This window comes from Streptomyces sp. NPDC043908, assembly GCF_056435525.1.
This window is the reverse complement of the sequence record NZ_JBWKEI010000006.1, coordinates 73,561-90,817: the sequence shown is the minus strand read 5'-3', so window position 1 is coordinate 90,817 and position 17,257 is coordinate 73,561. Positions and strand designations below refer to the sequence as shown.

General features: G+C 74.8%; 16 protein-coding genes and 1 pseudogene. 7 read left to right on the top strand and 10 right to left on the bottom strand.

Annotated elements, in window-relative coordinates:
- Positions 1–395: 395 nt before the first annotated feature.
- Positions 396–1,127 carry a VIT1/CCC1 transporter family protein gene (locus tag AC069K_RS15260; protein WP_358834111.1) on the bottom strand — a complete coding sequence of 244 codons (732 nt, stop codon included), beginning with the start codon at positions 1,125–1,127 and terminating at the stop codon, positions 396–398.
- 249 nt (positions 1,128–1,376) lie between these two features.
- Here AC069K_RS15260 and AC069K_RS15255 point away from each other — a divergent pair, with 249 nt between their 5' ends.
- From AC069K_RS15255 to AC069K_RS15225, 7 genes are all read left to right on the top strand, one after another.
- A complete protein-coding gene (locus tag AC069K_RS15255; RefSeq protein WP_358990427.1) occupies positions 1,377–2,375 on the top strand; it encodes an ADP-ribosylglycohydrolase family protein in 999 nt (332 codons plus the stop codon).
- Positions 2,375–3,880 carry an ADP-ribosylglycohydrolase family protein gene (locus tag AC069K_RS15250; RefSeq protein ID WP_478616072.1) on the top strand — a complete coding sequence of 502 codons (1,506 nt, stop codon included), beginning with the start codon at positions 2,375–2,377 and terminating at the stop codon, positions 3,878–3,880. The genes AC069K_RS15255 and AC069K_RS15250 overlap by 1 nt, the downstream gene beginning before the upstream one ends.
- Before the next feature lie 61 nt (positions 3,881–3,941).
- Positions 3,942–5,105, top strand: a complete 1,164-nt coding sequence (locus AC069K_RS15245) for an ADP-ribosylglycohydrolase family protein (RefSeq protein ID WP_478616069.1) — start codon at positions 3,942–3,944, stop codon at positions 5,103–5,105.
- A complete protein-coding gene (locus AC069K_RS15240) occupies positions 5,102–6,604 on the top strand; it encodes an ADP-ribosylglycohydrolase family protein (protein WP_478616067.1) in 1,503 nt (500 codons plus the stop codon). Before AC069K_RS15245 ends, AC069K_RS15240 begins: the two co-directional genes overlap by 4 nt.
- The gene (locus AC069K_RS15235) at positions 6,601–7,512 is read left to right on the top strand and encodes a ribokinase (RefSeq protein ID WP_365107186.1); all 912 of its coding nucleotides are present in this window, start codon (positions 6,601–6,603) and stop codon (positions 7,510–7,512) included. The genes AC069K_RS15240 and AC069K_RS15235 overlap by 4 nt, the downstream gene beginning before the upstream one ends.
- Positions 7,509–8,735, top strand: a complete 1,227-nt coding sequence (locus AC069K_RS15230) for a CaiB/BaiF CoA transferase family protein (RefSeq protein WP_478616064.1) — start codon at positions 7,509–7,511, stop codon at positions 8,733–8,735. Before AC069K_RS15235 ends, AC069K_RS15230 begins: the two co-directional genes overlap by 4 nt.
- The gene (locus tag AC069K_RS15225; RefSeq protein ID WP_365107180.1) at positions 8,732–9,553 is read left to right on the top strand and encodes an HpcH/HpaI aldolase/citrate lyase family protein; all 822 of its coding nucleotides are present in this window, start codon (positions 8,732–8,734) and stop codon (positions 9,551–9,553) included. The genes AC069K_RS15230 and AC069K_RS15225 overlap by 4 nt, the downstream gene beginning before the upstream one ends.
- 393 nt (positions 9,554–9,946) lie before the next feature.
- Here AC069K_RS15225 and lgt read toward each other — a convergent pair whose 3' ends face one another.
- The 9 genes and pseudogenes from lgt to AC069K_RS15180 form a co-directional block, all read right to left on the bottom strand.
- Positions 9,947–10,933 carry a prolipoprotein diacylglyceryl transferase gene (lgt, locus tag AC069K_RS15220; protein WP_478616060.1) on the bottom strand — a complete coding sequence of 329 codons (987 nt, stop codon included), beginning with the start codon at positions 10,931–10,933 and terminating at the stop codon, positions 9,947–9,949.
- A gap of 289 nt (positions 10,934–11,222) precedes the next feature.
- Positions 11,223–12,032 (bottom strand): annotated as a pseudogene (locus tag AC069K_RS15215) (DsbA family protein); the annotation flags it as partial.
- 130 nt (positions 12,033–12,162) lie between these two features.
- On the bottom strand, positions 12,163–12,978 hold the full coding sequence (gene trpA / locus AC069K_RS15210; protein WP_365106472.1) for a tryptophan synthase subunit alpha: 816 nt from the start codon (positions 12,976–12,978) through the stop codon (positions 12,163–12,165).
- A complete protein-coding gene (gene trpB / locus AC069K_RS15205; RefSeq protein WP_478616057.1) occupies positions 12,975–14,264 on the bottom strand; it encodes a tryptophan synthase subunit beta in 1,290 nt (429 codons plus the stop codon). The genes trpA and trpB overlap by 4 nt, the downstream gene beginning before the upstream one ends.
- Before the next feature lie 150 nt (positions 14,265–14,414).
- The gene (gene trpM, locus AC069K_RS15200) at positions 14,415–14,573 is read right to left on the bottom strand and encodes a tryptophan biosynthesis modulator TrpM (RefSeq protein ID WP_358990415.1); all 159 of its coding nucleotides are present in this window, start codon (positions 14,571–14,573) and stop codon (positions 14,415–14,417) included.
- 7 nt (positions 14,574–14,580) lie between these two features.
- Entirely contained in the window at positions 14,581–15,390 is an 810-nt protein-coding gene (gene trpC, locus AC069K_RS15195) for an indole-3-glycerol phosphate synthase TrpC (RefSeq protein ID WP_478616053.1), read from the bottom strand.
- A gap of 148 nt (positions 15,391–15,538) precedes the next feature.
- Positions 15,539–16,009 carry a DUF2752 domain-containing protein gene (locus tag AC069K_RS15190; protein WP_478616050.1) on the bottom strand — a complete coding sequence of 157 codons (471 nt, stop codon included), beginning with the start codon at positions 16,007–16,009 and terminating at the stop codon, positions 15,539–15,541.
- 88 nt (positions 16,010–16,097) lie between these two features.
- Entirely contained in the window at positions 16,098–16,370 is a 273-nt protein-coding gene (locus AC069K_RS15185) for an HGxxPAAW family protein (protein ID WP_365106464.1), read from the bottom strand.
- A 131-nt stretch (positions 16,371–16,501) separates the two neighbouring features.
- Positions 16,502–17,158, bottom strand: coding sequence for a TIGR02234 family membrane protein (locus AC069K_RS15180; protein WP_365106461.1), 657 nt, complete (start codon positions 17,156–17,158; stop codon positions 16,502–16,504).
- Between the last annotated feature and the right edge of the window lie 99 nt (positions 17,159–17,257).

The following is a 17,257-nucleotide window of genomic DNA, read 5'->3' as shown; positions in this document are numbered from 1 at the left end:
TTGAGTGCCGAGGGACGACGTTGGCCCTCTGCGAAATTTCGTGCAGGTTACATGATGGGTCGGATCTCGGGAACCGGATAGCCCATTCCAGCATGCGGACACTCAGCGGCGCTCGCCGTGCCGTCCGGGGCAGGCTTCATTGCCTGCGGCGGCGGAGTGTGTACGGCCTATGCCCGTCCACGGAAGCCACGAAACCGTGGAGTAACGATTACTTATGTGGCGCCCTGCATAGTCCCGCATCCTACGGGCCTCGGGCCGTTCCCGAGCAGGACGTAGGTCACATGGTGACCCGCGACGCGTCCGCGCGCACGGCGAAGGCCCGCCCGGACGGGGAGACGTCCGGACGGGCCTTGCGGGGAGCGGGCGGCGGGCGGGCCGGGAAACCGGCCGCCCGGTCAGCCGACCGCGGTGCCGAAGAGCGAGCCGAGGCCGAAGGTGAGGGCCGCGGCCGCGCCGCCGAGGGCGAGCTGGCGCACCCCGCTGAACCACCACGAGCGCGCGGTGACCTTGGCGACCACGGCGCCGCAGGCGAAGAGGCCGACCAGCGCGAGCAGCACGGCGGGCCACAGGGCACTCGCCCCGAGCAGATACGGCAGTACGGGCAGGATCGCGCCCAGCGCGAACGAGCCGAAGGACGAGACGGCGGCCACGAGCGGCGAGGGCAGGTCGTCCGGGTCTATGCCCAGCTCCTCGCGGGCGTGGATCTCCAGCGCCTGCTCGGGGTCGCGGGAGAGCTGCATGGCGACCTCGCGGGCGAGCGCGGGCTCGACGCCGCGCGACACGTAGAGCTCGGCCAGCTCCTCCATCTCGTCCACCGGATGCCTGCGCAACTGCTGGCGCTCCACGTCGAGTTCGGCCTCGACGAGCTCGCGCTGCGAGGCGACCGAGGTGTACTCGCCGGCCGCCATGGAGAACGCCCCGGCGGCCAGCCCCGCGAGGCCGGTGACGATGATGGTGTGCTGCGAGACGGCGCCGCCCGCGACACCGGTCATCAGGGCGAGGTTGGAGACGAGCCCGTCCATCGCGCCGAAGACGGCCGGACGCAGCCAGCCGCCGTTGACGTCCCGGTGGGTGTGGTTGTCCCGGTGCGCCTCGTGCAGCGTGGCCCGGGTGTCGATGACGGACACAGCTCTCCCCTTGCGTTGCGGCGGCGGACCGTGCGTCCGCTCCCCTCGTCGCCTCTTCGGTGTCGAAAGTACGCGCGATGTAAGTCCCGCGCTAGCAAGGCAGGCCGTACTTACCCAGGTCAGAGCCCTGTTTCGCTCATGCGTGCCCGCGCATGCACACATGTGGCCATTGGTGTGACGGATGGACTCCCGGGTCGTTCGGTGTGGCAGAGATCAAGCGAAGGATCAGGCGACGCGAAAGGCCCTCCCATGGAGTTGATCGCCAGCGGCCCGGGTACCGCCGAGGCCATCCGCGAGCGAGCCAGGGGCGCGCTGCTGGGCCTCGCGGTCGGGGACGCGCTCGGGGCTCCCGCCGAGAACCTCAAACCCTCGGAGATCCGGCGCCGCTGGGGCCGGATCGAGGGGTTCGTCCGCGAGGACCCGGCGGGCACCGACGACACCGAGTACGCGATCTTCTCCGGGCTGCTGCTCGCCCGGCACGGGTCCGCGCTCACCGTCACCCATGTCGAACACGCCTGGCACCACTGGATCGCCGACCGCGACGAGGGCCCGTTCCGCGGCGCGGGCTTCAGCGAGCGCGGCACCCTGGAGAACCTGCGCCGGGGCCTGGCCGCCCCCATCTCCGCCCAGCACCGGCACGCCTGGAGCGACGGCCTCGCCATGCGGGCGGCCCCCTTCGGCGTCTTCGCCGCGGGCGCGCCGAGGGAGGCGGCGCGGCTGGTGGCGATCGACGGCTGCGTCAGCCACGAGGGCGAGGGGATCTACGGCGGCCAGGCGGTGGCGGCCGGTGTCGCGGTGGCGATGGCGGGCGCGGACCTCACCTCCGTCATCGCCGCGGCCCTGTCGGTGATCCCGATGGACTCCTGGACCGCGCGCTCGCTGCGCCGCGCGGTGGCCGTGGCCCACCAGGGCGAGCGCGCGGTCCGCTCGGCGGTGGTGATCGGCGGCTACCCCTGGACCGACCTGGCCCCCGAGGCGGTGGCCCTCGCCTTCGGCGCCTTCGCCACGGCCCGGGGCGACTTCACGGCCTCGGTCCTGACCGCCGTGAACATGGGCCGCGACGCGGACACGACGGCGGCGGTGGCGGGCGCCCTGGCCGGGGCGTACGGCGGCGCCGCCGCGATCCCCGCCGCCTGGTCCAGCCGCATCGGCCCGGTCCGCGGCAGCTGCCTCCCCGAGATGCGCGGCCACCACGTCCTGGACATCGCGGACCTGCTGACACCGGACCCGGAGGAGGAGACCGCGTGATGGAGATCTACCGGGACGAGGAGGCCTCCGGCGGGGGCGGGGCGCCGGGGGGCGGGGGCCCCGCGCGGGAGGCGGACGGCGGGACGGCGACGACCGGGCGCTGCGACCCCGTGCGGGAGGCGGACGGCGGGACGGCGACGACCGGGCGGGGCGACCCCGTGCGGGAGGCGGACGGCGGGACCGCGGCGACCGGGCGGGGTGAACCGGTGCCGCACGCCGACGGGACCGCGACGGTCGGGCGCGGCGAACCGGTGCGGGAGGCGGACGGCGGGACCGCGGCGACCGGGCGGGGTGAACCGGTGCCGCACGCCGACGGGACCGCGACGGTCGGGCGCGGCGAACCGGTACGCGAGGGTGGGCTCGCGGTGCCCGGTTCTCCCGCGCGCACCCGTATCCAGGGCCTGCTCCTCGGGCTCGCCGCCGGTGACGCCGCGGGGTGGCCCGCCGCGCGGCACCGTGCCGCCCGTATGCCCGAGTGGACCCGGCGGCTCACCCGCGAACTCGACACCTTCGCCGAACAGAACGCCACCACCACCCTCCCCGTCCCCATCGCCCTCAACCAGCCCCCCGAGCCCCTGCGGCTCGGCCCCTCGGACGACGCCGAGTGGGCCGCGTTCGCCGCCGAGAGCGTCCTGACCGCGGCCGAGCCGCTGCTCGCCCACCTCACTCCGGCCCGCCGCGTCCGCGCCGCGGTGGACCGCGCCTGGAACCTGCTCGCCGCCGAGGTCGCCGCCGCCGCCGAGCGCGCCCCCGAGGTCGAGTCCGCGGTGCTCCCGCTGCGCGCCCGCATCTCCGTACGGGCGGGCCTCGGCAACCTCGCCACCGGTCTGCGCCCGCCCGCCACCGGCCACGACAACCCGCACTACTTCGACGACGCCGCCTGCGTACGCGCCGCCGTCCTCGCCGTGGTCCACCCGGGCGCGCCCCACCAGGCCGCCGACCTGGCCGAGTTCGACGCCCGCTACACCCAGGACGGCGACGGCGTGCACGGCGCCCGGGCCGTCGCCGCCGCCGTCGCGGCGGCGCTCGGCGGCGCCACCACCGAGGACGCCGTCGCCGCCGCCCTCGACCAGCTCCCCCCCGACACCGAGATCGGCCGCAACGCCCGCCACGCCGTCAAGCTCGCGCACGACTTCGCCGACGACACCGCGGGCGCGTTCGCCCTGGTCCCGCTCCTGGAGCACCAGATCGTGGACCACGTCTACAGCTACGGGATCGCCGCCGCCGAGACCGTCCCCGTCGCCCTCGCCCTGACCCTCGCCTCGCGCGGCACCGTGGCCGCGGCGGTCCCGGCCGCCGCCTGTCTGTCCCGGGTCGCGGACTCGGCGCCCGCCCTCGCCGGAGCCCTCACCGGGGCGCTCGGCGGCGGCGCCGCGATCCCCGCCCCCTGGCTGGACGCCTGCCGCACCCTGTCCGGCTGCGCCCTCCCGCGCCTGGCCGGCACCGACCTCGTGGAGCTCGCCGGGCTCCTCGCCGACACGCTGTGCCACCCCCCGGGCGGCTGAGGTTTTCACCAAAGTGCCGCGAACCACCCCGAACTGACCGCCCAGGGTGGACAATTCCGGCATGACGCTCACGACGTCGTACACGACGCTCACTCTCGCGGACCGCATCACCGGAGCCCTGGTCGGCGCGGCCGTCGGGGACGCCCTCGGCGGCCCCGTCGAGGGCTACTCCCCCGACCAGATCGTGGAGCGGCACGGCGGCCGCGTCCACGGCATCGTCGGCCCCTGGCACGGCGACGACTGGCGTACGGCACGCCCGATCGCCCCGTACCACAAGGGCGACGGACACGTCACCGACGACACCCTGATGACGCACGCGCTGATCCGCGTGTACGAGAAGGTCCGCGACCACCTCGACGCGTACGAGATCGCCGACCACCTGGTCCCCGACCTGCTCTCCCGCCCGGTGTGGATCCCCGAGCTGGAGGCGGAGACCATCCCCCTGCACCGGATCTTCCTCGCCGAGAAGTGGCTGGTGGCGCGGCTGCACTACGGCCACGTCGACCCCCGCGAGGCCGGCGCGGGCAACATCGTCAACTGCGGGGCGGCGATGTACATGGCCCCGGTCGGCCTGGTCAACGCGGCCGACCCGGCGGGGGCGTACGCCGAGGCCCTGGAGGTGGCGGCCCCGCACCAGTCCTCGTACGGCAGGGAGGCCGCGGGCGTCTTCGCGGCGGCCGTGGCGGCGGCGTGCGCGCCCGGCGCGACGGCGGCGACGGTCGTCGACACCTGCCTCTGCCTGGCCAAGGACGGGACCCGCGCGGCGATCGAGGCGGTGGCCGAAGCGGCGTCCGGCCACACGGACTTCGAGTCCGCGCTCGCCCCGCTGCGGGCGGCCGTCGCCCCCTTCGACACGGTCGGCCCCGACTACCGCGCCCCGTCCCTGGGCGCCCGCCGCCCGTCCCGTCTGCACGCCGTCGAGGAACTCCCCATCGCCCTCGGCATGCTGCTGGTGGCCGACGGCGACTTTCGCACGGCGGTCCTGGGCGCGGTGAACTACGGCCGCGACTGCGACTCCATCGCGACGATGGCGGGCGCGCTGGCGGGCGCGCTGCGGGGCGAGGGCCCCGTTCCGGCCGCCTGGTCCCAGCGGATCGCCGAGGCGAGCCGGCTGGACCTGCACGCGCCCGCGCGGGCACTGACGGAGGTGGCCGTCGAGGTGCACGGGAAGGACCGCGCCCGCCGGTCCGCGCACCACGCGGCCTTCGAGGCCCTGACCCGATGACCCCGCTGCGCGTGACCTGGGTCCAGCCGGAGGACCTGCTGGCCCACGAACTGCGCCAGGCGGCCGAGGACGGCCGTGACGCGAGCGGGATCGCGCGGCGCTGGGTGGCGGCGGGCGGCAGCGCGACCCCCGTCCCCGGGGGCGCGTCCCTGCCCCCCGCGCCCCCGGCGCTGAGGTCGCTGGCGCTACGCCTGCTGGACGAACTGGCGCTGCTGCCCAGCCCGTTGGCCAGGGCCGAACCGACGGACCTCGCCGCCATCACGCGGGCGCGCGGGCGCGCGGAGGAGCCCGTCGCGCGGGAGGAGGCGCGGCGCCCGCCCGGCGGTCCGGGGGCAGCGTCCCCGGGAACGCCCGCTTCCCGCCCCCGCCCCGGGAGCCCTGGCGGAACCGCACCCGTCACGGCGGGAAGGGGCGGGACGGCGGAGGTCGACGCCCTCCACGCCGCCTGGCTCGGCCGGGCCGCCGGCTGCCTCCTCGGCAAGCCCGTCGAGAAGCTCACCCTCACCGGCATCAGAGCCATCGCCCGCGCCACCGGCAACTGGCCGCTCCACACCTGGTTCACCGCCCGGGGCCTCCCCGCCGGCCTCGCCGCCGCCCACCCCTGGAACCGCCGCTCCGCCCCCACCTCCCTCGCCGAGAACATCGACGGGATGCCCGAGGACGACGACCTCAACTACCCTCTCCTCGGGCTGCTCCTCCTCCAGCGCCACGGCCGCGCCTTCACCACCGCCGACGTGGCACGGCTGTGGCTGGACGAACTCCCGGCGGGGCGGACGTTCACGGCCGAGCGCGTCGCGTACCGCAACCTCCTCGACGGCGTCGAACCCCCGCACACCGCCACCCGCCGCAACCCGTTCCGCGAGTGGATCGGCGCGGCCATCCGCGCCGACGTCCACGGCTGGACCAACCCCGGCGACCCGGTGGCCGCCGCCGCGCAGGCGCACCGCGACGCCGTCCTCACCCACACCGCCAACGGCGTGTACAGCGCGATGTTCACGGCGGCGGCGATCTCCCTCGCCGCCACCGGCGCGTACGACGTGCACGGCTGCCTCGCCGGCGGGCTCACCGTGATCCCCCCGGACTCCCGCCTCGCCACCGCCGTCCGGCTCGGCATCCGGCTCGCCCGCGAGGAGGACGGCTTCGAGACGGTGGTGGACCGGCTGCACACGGCGCTCGGCGCGTACCACTGGGTGCACGCCGTCCCCAACGCCGCCCTGCTCGCCGCCGCCCTCACCCACGCCGACGGCGACTTCTCCGGCTCCATCTGCCGCGCGGTGTCCGGCGGCTGGGACACCGACTCCAACGGGGCGACCGCCGGCTCGCTCGCGGGACTCCTGGCCGGGCACCCGGACGCCCTGCCCGCCCGCTGGACGGCCCCGCTCAAGAACCGCCTCGCCACCTCCGTCGCCGGCTTCGACGGCACCGGATTCGACTCCCTCGCGGAACTGACCGCGAGCCTCACCACCCACCCCATCCCCCAGGAGGTACCACACGCATGACGCGTATCGCGGTGCTCGGCAGCACCAACATGGACCTGGTCGCCTATGTGACGACCGCCCCGCGCCGCGGTGAGACGGTCACCGGCCGCGAATTCCGTACGATCCCCGGCGGCAAGGGCGCCAACCAGGCCGTCGCGGCGGCCCGCGCGGGCGGCGACGTGGCGCTCATCGGGGCCGTCGGCACGGATGAGTTCGGCACCCGGCTGCGGGCCGCGCTCGACGGCTCGGGCGTCGACACCGACCTCGTCCGCACCACCGAGGGACCCTCCGGCACGGCCCACATCGTGGTCGACGCCTCCGGCGGCAACGCGATCGTCGTCATCCCCGGCGCCAACGCCTCCGTCACCCACCTCGGCCCCGGTGACGAGGCGCTGATCGCCGGCGCCGAGGCGCTGCTGCTCCAACTGGAGCTGCCGATGGACACGGTGGTCGAGGGCGCCGCGGCGGCCCGGCGCCACGGGGTGCGGACGGTCCTCACGCCCTCCCCCGTCCAGCCGCTGCCGCCCGAACTCCTCGCCGCCACCGACCTGGTGGTGGCCAACGAGCACGAGGCCACCTCGCTGACCGGCGTCGACGACCCGAAGGCCGCCGCCCGCGCGCTGCTGGACCTGGTCCCCGAGGCGGTGGTCACGCTCGGCTCCCGGGGCTGCCTGTACGCGGCCCGCGGCCAGGACCCGGTCGCGGTCGCGGCCCCCGAGGTCACCGCGGTCGACACCACGGGCGCGGGTGACACCTTCGTGGGCGCGCTCGCCGTCGCCCTGGGCGAGGGCCGGGCGATGCCGCAGGCGCTGGCGTGGGCGTCCCAGGCCGCCGCGCTCTCGGTCCAGCGGCCCGGCGCGGTCGCCGCCATGCCGTACCGCACGGAGATCGACGCGGCGGCGTCCGCGGCCGGGGGCGCGGGCCGGTGACGACTCCCCCGGGCGGGGCGCGCCCACCGGCCCCGTCCCCCGCTCCCCTCCAGCGGCTGCGGGTCCTGGACCTGGCCACCCTCTTCGCCGGGCCGCTCGCGGCGACGATGCTGGGCGACTTCGGCGCCGAGGTCATCAAGGTCGAGCACCCCCGCCGCCCCGACCCCTCGCGCGGGCACGGCCCCGCCAAGGACGGTGTGGGGCTCTGGTGGAAGCTGCTCGGCCGCAACAAGCGCACGATGACCCTGGACCTGTCCACGCCGGGGGGCCGCGAGACGCTGCTCCGGCTCGCCGCCTCCACCGATGTGATCATCGAGAACTTCCGTCCGGGCACCCTGGAGCGCTGGGGCCTGGGCTGGCCCGAACTGTCCGCCGCCAACGAACGGCTGGTGCTGACCCGCGTCACCGGCTTCGGCCAGTACGGCCCGTACGCCCACCGCCCCGGCTTCGGCACGCTCGCCGAGGCGATGTCCGGCTTCGCCGCCGTCACGGGTGAGCCGGACGGCCCGCCGACGCTGCCCCCGTTCGGCCTCGCGGACTCGATCGCCGCGCTGGCCACCGCGTACGCCGTACTGACCGCCCTCACCGCGCGCGCCGCCACCGGGCGCGGGCAGGTGGTCGACATGGCGATCATCGAGCCGATCCTGACCGTGCTGGGCCCGCAGCCCATCTGGTACGACCAGCTCGGCTACGTCCAACCGCGCACCGGCAACCGCTCCCGCAACAACGCCCCGCGCAACACCTACCGTACGGCGGACGGCAGTTGGCTCGCCGTCTCCACCTCCGCCCAGTCGGTGGCTGAGCGCGTGATACGGCTGGTGGGGCGGCCGGAGCTGATCGAGGAGCCGTGGTTCGCGAGCGGATCGGGGCGGGCCGAGCACGCGGACGTCCTGGACGAGGCGGTGGGCCACTGGATCGGGCGGCGCACCCGGGAGGAGGCGATGACGGCGTTCGAGAAGGCGGAGGCGGCGATCGCGCCGGTCTACGACATCCGCGAGGTGATGGAGGACCCCCAGTACCGGGCGCTGGACACGCTCACCACGGTCGACGACCCGGAGCTGGGACCCGTCCGGATGCAGAACGTCCTCTTCCGGCTCTCCGAGACCCCCGGCGCGATCCGCTGGGCGGGCCGCCCGCACGGCGCCGACACGGACGAGGTCCTGACCGAGCTCGGCCTGTCCGCCCCGGAGATCGACGCACTGCGCCGGGCGGGCGCGCTGTGACCACGATCCCGCTGACCTGGCTCTACGCCCCCGGCGACCGGCCGCAGGTGGTCGAGAAGGCACTGTCGGCGGGGGCGGACGTGGTGATCGTGGACCTGGAGGACGCGGTCGGGCCCGACCGCAAGGCGTACGCGCGGGCCGCGACGGCGGAGCTGCTGGCGCGGCGGCTGTCCACGCCGGTCCACGTCAGGGTGGCCACGGAGGAGGACGTACGGGCGGTGGCCGGGCTTCCGGGTCTTTCGGGCCTGCGCCTGCCCAAGGTCACCCACGCCCTCCAGGTCGAGCGGGTCGCGGCCCTGGCCCCCGGCGTCGCGCTCTATCCGCTGGTGGAGAGCGCCCTGGGGGTGGAGCACGCGTACACGATCGCCGCCGCGCACCCGGCGGTGCGGGGCATCGCGCTCGGGGAGGCGGACCTCTGCGCGGATCTGGGCGTACGCGACGAGTCGGGCCTGGAGTGGCCGCGCAGCCGGGTGGTGGTGGCCGCGCGGGCGGCGGGCCTCGACCCGCCCGCGCAGTCCGTCTACCGGCACATCAGCGATCTGGACGGCCTGGCCGCGTCCTGCGCCCGGGGGCGGGCGCTGGGGTTTCTGGGGCGCGCGGCGATCCATCCGGCGCAGCTGCCGGTGATCGAGCGGGCCTATCTGCCGCCGCCCGCCGAGGTGGCGGCGGCACAGGAGATCGTCACGGCGTCGCCGACCGATACGGGGGCGCTGGCGCTGGCGGATGGGCGGTTCGTGGACGCGGCGGTGCTGGAGGCCGCCCGCCGCACCCTGGCCCTGGCCCACCGCCCTGTCCCCCCACCCCGCCCCTTCCCTTAACCCTCCGGGAGCCCTCCGGAGGGGCGGGGGGGAGGCGGTTTCCCCGGGGCTGCGCCCCGAACCCCTTCGCGGGGCCTGCGGCCCCCGCACCCCGCTTCTTTCGTCTGCGGACCGTGCTGGCTTGCTCGCGCAGTTCCCCGCGCCCCCAGGTAGTTAGGGGCGCGGGGAACTGCGCGCTCAGCCACAGACAACCCGCAGACGACCACCGGGCCCTGAAGGGGCGCGGGGAACTGCGCGCTCAGCCCAAGACAACCCGCAGCCAAACACCAGCCCTCAAGGGGCGCGAGGAACTGCGCGAGCAACCCACCACAACCCGCAATCGAACACCGACCCCTCAAGGGGCGCGGGGAACTGCGCGCTCAGCGCAACACGACCCGCAGGCGGGAAGGGGGATCAGCCCTTGCTCGGGGTTCCGTTCTCGGACGGTACCGACTTCTCCCCGTCGTCGGCGGCCTCGGCCACGTCCCCCTCAGCAGGGGCGCCGGACGGCACGTCGGACGGCACGCCCGACGGCGCGTCGGACGGCACATCCGCCACATCCGCCACATCCGCCACATCCGCCACATCCGCCGAAGGCTCCACCACCGCCTCCCTCCCCGGCCGCACCCGCGCAGAGATCACGATGTACGTCACGGCGAGCACGAACACCGTGATCGCGGTCCAGTCGTTGAGCCGCAGGCCCAGCACGTGGTGGGCCTCGTCGACCCGCATGTACTCGATCCAGCCGCGCCCCACGCAGTACGCCGCCACGTACAGCGCGAACGCCCGCCCGTGGCCCAGCTTGAAGCGGCGGTCCGCCCAGATGACGAGGAAGCCGACGCCGAGGCACCACAGCGACTCGTACAGGAAGGTCGGGTGGTACGTGCCCTCGACCCGGTTCGTGCCCTCGGAGATCTTCAGCGCCCACGGCACGTCGGTGGGCTTGCCGTACAGCTCCTGGTTGAACCAGTTGCCCCAGCGGCCCACCGCCTGGGCGAAGGCGATGCCGGGGGCCAGCGCGTCGGCCCAGGCCGGCAGCGGGATGCCCCGGCGGCGGCAGCCGATCCACGCGCCCACCGCGCCGAACGCGATCGCGCCCCAGATGCCGAGCCCGCCCTGCCAGATCTTGAAGGCGTCGACCCAGTCCTCACCGTCGCTGAAGTACAGCTGGTAGTCGGTGATGACGTGGTAGAGACGGCCGCCGACGAGGCCGAAGGGCACCGCCCAGACGGCGATGTCGGCCACCGTGCCGGGCCGGCCGCCCCGGGCGATCCAGCGCTTGTTGCCGTACCAGACGGCGACGAAGACACCGATGATGATGCAGAAGGCATAGCCGCGCAGCGGGATGGGTCCGAGGTGGATCACGCCGGTCGACGGGCTGGGAATAAAGGCGAGGTTCATGGCAGGGTCGACGCTACCCTGCCGGGCGGGCGGTCGGACCACCCACCCGGCAACTTCTGAGTAACAGGCGGTGTGCCGGGGTCCTGGAGGGGCTTCGGGGCTCCTAGGGCTCCAGCGGAGCCGGGACCGCCGGGGCACCCGGATGCGACGGGACCGGGGCCGGTGCCTTCTTCGGGGCGGTCGGCGCCGCCCCAGGCACGTGCGCGGTCCCGTGCGGGGCCTTCGGCTTGGGCGTCCCGGACCCGGCGGGCGCGCCCGGGGGCGGCGGGCTCGACGCGGCGGTCGCCTCCGACGGCGAGGCGGTGCCCGGCTCCTTGCCCTCGTTCGCCTCGGTGACCCACTTCTTCAGGTTCGCCGGGCTGATCTGCTCGCTGCCCTTCTGGGGGAAGACCGACTCCCCGTTCAGCTGGACCGTCGGCGTCCCGCTGAAACCGCCGTTCTGGAACGCGTCGTTGGACTTGGTGACCCAGCTGTTGTGCTTTCCCTCCCGCACGCAGGAGCGGAAGGCGGCCGTGTCCAGGCCGGGGACCTTCCGGGCCAGCTCGATCAGCTTGTCGTCCTTCCCGTACGCGTCGTTCGTCTCCTGCGGCTGGTTGGTGTAGAGCACGTCGTGGTACGCCTGGAACTTCCCCGCGTCCTGGGCGCAGCCCGCCGCGTTCGCCGCGCGCAGCGAGCCGCGGCCGCCGAGGTTGCGGTCGATCAGGGTGGCGAGGTGGTACTGCACGCGGAGCCGGCCGCCGGCCTGGAGCTCGTGGATCGTGGACCGGAAGCCGTTCTCGAACGCGGCGCACGCCGGGCAGCGGAAGTCCTCCCAGACCGTGAGCGTGGACGGCGCGTCGGCCGCGCCGACCGGGATGGCCGGCTTGTCCTTGCCCTCCGCCCCGGCGGGCGCGAGCAGCGGGCCCGCCGTGCTCTTCTTGTCGCCGCTCTTGGTGTTGGCGGCGATCACGCCGATCACCGCGGCCAGCCCGAGGACGCACACCACCGCCGCGGCGACGATCATCGTGCGTCTGCGGCGGTCCTGGGTCCGCTGCCGCTCGCGCTCCTGGGCCAGCCGCTCGCGGGCCGTTCTCTTGCCTTCTTGGTTCTTCTCGCTCACACCCGCAGCAACGAACCGGGGAGGCACCCACGTGCCTCCCCGGTCCAGATCCACCCGTACGAGCTAACGCGTTCCGGGTCCGTCCGAACCTGGCAGGGTTACGGAGCGTCGCCGCGTACGGCCCGCACCCTTACGGCGTACGGCGGACGCCCGCGGCGAGTTCACCCGCGAGGGCGCGCACGGCGGCGAGCCCGGCGGCGTGGTCCGGGGCGTCGAGCAGCCGCTGCACGAACGCCGAGCCGACGATCACGCCGTCGGAGAAGGCGGCGACCTCCCGGGCCTGGTCCGCGTTGGAGACGCCGAGGCCGACGCAGACCGGCAGTTCGGTGGTGGCCCGGGTGCGCCGCACCAGGTCCTCGGCCTGGGCGCCGACCGACGCGCGCGTGCCGGTGACGCCCATCAGGGACGCCGCGTACACGAAGCCGGAGCCGGCGGCCGTGATCTGCGCGAGCCGCTCGTCCTTGCTGCTGGGCGCGACCACGAAGACGGTGCCGAGACCGTGCTTGTCGGCGTGCTCGCGCCACAGCGCGGACTCCTGGACCGGGAGGTCGGGCAGGATGCAGCCGGCGCCGCCCGCCTCGGCGAGCTCGGCGGTGAAGCGCTCCACGCCGTACCGGTCGACGGGGTTCCAGTAGGTCATCACCAGCACCGGCTTGCCGGTGGCGGCGTGCGCCTCGCGGACCGTGCGCAGCACGTCGGCGATCTTCACCCCGCCCTTGAGGGCGATGTCGTCGGCGGTCTGGATGACCGGCCCGTCCAGGACCGGGTCGCTGTGCGGCAGGCCCACCTCGACGATGTCGGCGCCGCCGTCGAAGACGGCCTTGATCGCCTCGATGCCGCCGTCGACGGTCGGGAACCCGGCGGGCAGATAGGCGATGAGCGCGGCCCGGTCCTCGGCCTTCGCGCGGGCGAGGGTGTCGTCCAGCAGAGTCACGTTCCCGCTCACTTGGCGTCTCCCTCGATCTCGGCGAGGCCCGCGGCGTCGGCGGCCACCTCGGCGTCGGTGCCGTACAGGCCGAAGTAGCGGGCGGCCGTGTCCATGTCCTTGTCGCCGCGACCGGAGAGGTTGATCAGGAGCAGGCCGTCCTTGCCGAGCTCCCGGCCGATCTCCAGGGCGCCCGCGAGGGCGTGCGCCGACTCGATGGCCGGGATGATGCCCTCGGTGCGCGAGAGCAGCCGCAGCGCCTGCATGGCGGCCTCGTCGGTCACCGCGCGGTACTCGCCGCGGCCGATGTCCTTGAGGTAGGAGTGCTCGGGTCCGATGCCCGGGTAGTCCAGACCGGCCGAGATCGAGTACGGCTCGGTGATCTGGCCCTCGTCGTCCTGGAGGACGTAGCTGCGGGAGCCGTGCAGGATGCCGGGCTCGCCCGCGGTCAGGGTCGCCGCGTGCTCGCCGGTCTCGATGCCGTGCCCGGCGGGCTCGCAGCCGATCAGGCGGACGTCCGCGTCGGGGATGAAGGCGTGGAAGAGGCCGATGGCGTTGGAGCCGCCGCCGACGCAGGCGACCGCCGCGTCCGGGAGCCGTCCCGCGCGCTCCAGAATCTGGCGGCGGGCCTCGACGCCGATGACCCGGTGGAAGTCGCGGACCATGGCCGGGAACGGGTGCGGGCCCGCGACCGTGCCGAAGAGGTAGTGCGTGCGGTCCACGTTGGCGACCCAGTCGCGGAACGCCTCGTTGATGGCGTCCTTCAGGGTGCGGCTGCCGGAGGCGACGGGGACGACCTCGGCGCCGAGCATCCGCATCCGGGCGACGTTCAGCGCCTGGCGCTGAGTGTCGATCTCGCCCATGTAGATGGTGCAGTCGAGGCCGAAGAGGGCGCAGGCGGTCGCGGTGGCGACGCCGTGCTGGCCGGCGCCGGTCTCGGCGATCACGCGGGTCTTGCCCATGCGCTTGGTGAGCAGCGCCTGGCCGAGGACGTTGTTGATCTTGTGCGAGCCGGTGTGGTTCAGGTCCTCGCGCTTGAGGAAGACCCGGGCGCCGCCCGCGTGCTCGGCGAACCGGGGCACCTCGGTCAGCGCGCTCGGGCGCCCGGTGTAGTTGACCATGAGGTCGTTGAGCTCGGCGGCGAAGGCGGGGTCGGCCTTGGCCTTCTCGTACTCGACGGCGACCTCGTCGACCGCGGCGACGAGGGCCTCGGGGATGAACTTGCCGCCGAACGCGCCGAAGTAGCCCTCGGGGGTGGGGACTCGACCCTCCGGGTCCGGGATGAAGAACTCGTGCTCTTGGGACATGGGGATACCTCCCCGGGGCGGTGTGGCCCCGGTCCTGGGTTGCTTGTGGTCACGGGTCCGCCCAGGCGCCGTACGTGGTGAGCCGGGTGCGCGACCGCGGGCCGCATGCGGCTGGTCGCGCAGTTCCCGCGCCCCTTGGGGCGCTCTGGCTCAGGCGGCGCTCAGGGCACCGCCGCGCCATCGCATCCCGTTGACCTGGCCCGGCTCCGAGCCGATCACGTAGCGCACGCGCCGCCCGTGCACCCGGCGCGCCGGGGCGCGGCAGCCGCGGGGGCGGCAGCCGGGGGCGAGACGGGCGGCAATCGGCATCGCGGGGTCAGTTCCGTCCGTGCCGCAGGGCGGGGTGGGCGCCGGCGGCCACCAGGTCGGCGACGGCCGCCCGGGGGTCCTTGCCGGTGACCAGGGACTCGCCGACCAGGACGGCGTCCGCGCCCGCGTTGGCGTACGCGATCAGGTCGTGCGGGCCGCGCACACCCGACTCGGCGATCTTGACGATGTGCGAGGGGATCTCCGGGGCGACGCGCTCGAAGGTGGTGCGGTCCACCTTGAGGGTCTTCAGGTCGCGCGCGTTGACGCCGATGATCTTCGCGCCCGCGTCGACCGCCCGCTCGACCTCGTCCTCGTCGTGCACCTCGACCAGCGGGGTGAGCCCGATGGACTCGGCCCGCTCGATCAGCGAGACCAGGGCGTCCTGCTCCAGGGCGGAGACGATCAGGAGCGCCATGTCGGCCCCGTGCGCCCGGGCCTCCCACAGCTGGTACGCGGTGACGATGAAGTCCTTGCGCAGGACCGGGATGTCGACCTTGGCGCGCACGGCCTCCAGGTCGGCGAGCGAGCCGCCGAAGCGGCGCTCCTCGGTGAGCACGGAGATGACGGCGGCGCCGCCCGCCTCGTAGTCGGCCGCGAGGCCCGCCGGGTCCGCGATGGCCGCCAGCGCGCCCTTGGAGGGGCTGGAGCGCTTGACCTCGCAGATGACCTTGACGCCTTCGCCGCGCAGGGCCGCTACACCGTCCCGAGCCTGGGGCGCCTTGGCGGCGCGCTCCTTGAGCTCGTCGAGGCCGACCCGCGCCTGCCGCTCCGCCAGATCGGCGCGGACGCCCTCGATGATCTCGTCGAGCACACTCACGCGAGCGGCCCCCTTCCAGGACGGTGACGTTGACGATCGGCCAGGATCAGCCATGACGATGGTATCCGCACCGGAGCGAAGGGCCCGCATCCGGTTGACGCCCGTCCCACTCCTCGGACAGCCGGGACGTGGGGAGATATACGGAATGTCACGGCGCGAGCACAGACCCGAACGGTAGATTCCGGACAATCGAGAAGGCCAGCAGGACCGCGCCGACGCCCCACCAGTGGACGTCCTTGAGCGCGATACGGAAGGGCAGCCCGCGCGCGGCGCGGACGGCCCAGACCGCCCACAGGACCGCGAAGAGGACATAGCCGGCGACGGCCAGGGCGTTGGCGCCGAGGGCGGCGCCGAAGTCGCCCGTGACGAAGGCGTGGGCGCTGCGCAGACCCCCGCAACCGGGACAGTGGATCCCGGTGAGCCGCAGCAGCGGGCAGACGGGGTAGTGGCCGGGCTCGTTCGGGTCGACCGCGCCCACGTAGGCGAAGGCCGCGGCGACCCCGGCGAGGGTGCCCAGCGGCACGAGCAGCCGGCGCGCGGCGGCGGTGGCCCCGGAAGCCGGGGCGCCGGGGACCGGGGTTCCGGGGACCGGGCTGGTCGGGGTCGGGGTGGCGTCCACGCGGTGATTGTCCCCGGATCCGACGAGAGGCGCAGCCCCAGGGGGCCGCGCCTCTCGTTCGGATGCCTTGGACGGGGTGCCGCGTGGCTCAGCGGGCCTCGGCGAGACGGGCGCGCGCCTTGGCACCGGCCGCCTCGCGGGCCGCGGCCATCTCGGCGGACTCCTTCGGCGTGCCGAGGCCGGCCATCTTCATGACGCCGCCGACGACCGCGCCGAGCAGGGTGAGCGCCGTACCGGCCCAGAAGCCGACCGGGTTGGCGGCGACGATGAAGACCGAGGCCGCACAGAAGCCGATGAAGGAGATGATGACACCGGTCCAGGCGGCCGGGGTGTGTCCGTGGCCGCCGCTGCTGCCCGCCATGAGTTGCTCCTCGTTGGTGAATCTCTGGGTCGCGGAGTCGGCCGCCCAGTCCGGGGACCGCGACCGCTCACCGACCATTGTCGCGTACGCGCGCGCGTGCCCCGAGCCTGGGGTCGCCCCCGTGGGGGAGTTCACACTCCGGTCGGGTCCTCGCCCCGGTCCAGGGCCTTCCACAGCTCCTCGGGCCGGTCCGGGTCCTTGGCCGGGCGGGGCTTGCGGGGCCGGGGGCTGCCGTCGCGCTCGTAGCGTCCGCCCATCGCGGGCCAGGCGGCGCCGAAGCGCAGCGCGAGCAGCCCGGCGACCAGCAGCAGCAGACCGCCCACGAAGGTGACGTAGGGCCAGGCGGTGTGGGTGAGGCCGCCGATGGTCGCGGCGGCGTCGCCGCTGGTCCTGGCGGCCTTCTCGTCGAGCGCGGTGCTGTCGTCGGCGCCGAGGAACGCCGCGAGCGCGGCTCCGGCGCCGCTCAGCGCGAGCAGGGCGGAGACCAGCAGTCGCCCGGCCCGGCGCACGGCGAACACCGCGACGAGTGCGGCGAGTCCGACGATGGCCAGGGCGGCGGGCACACCCGTCACGTTCTGCCCGGTGGCGCGCAGCGGCACGGAGCCGCCCCCGACCGCGGCGTGGCCCTCGGCCCAGGTCTGCCCGGAGGCGAGCAGGACGACGGCGGCCCCGGCCGCGCCGAAGAGCAGGGCGGCGGCGAGGGCACGGCGGCCGCCGCCTCCGGCGCGGGCGGACGACGCGGATTCGGCACGCGACTGGGGTACGGGTACGGCACTCACGTACTCCACTATCGCCTGCGCGGGGGTGATCTTGTCAGCCGGGGGCGTGTTATGGCGCGAAATCGCGGCGCGGGGCCGGTCCGCCCCTGGCGCGCGGCCGGTCGGCCG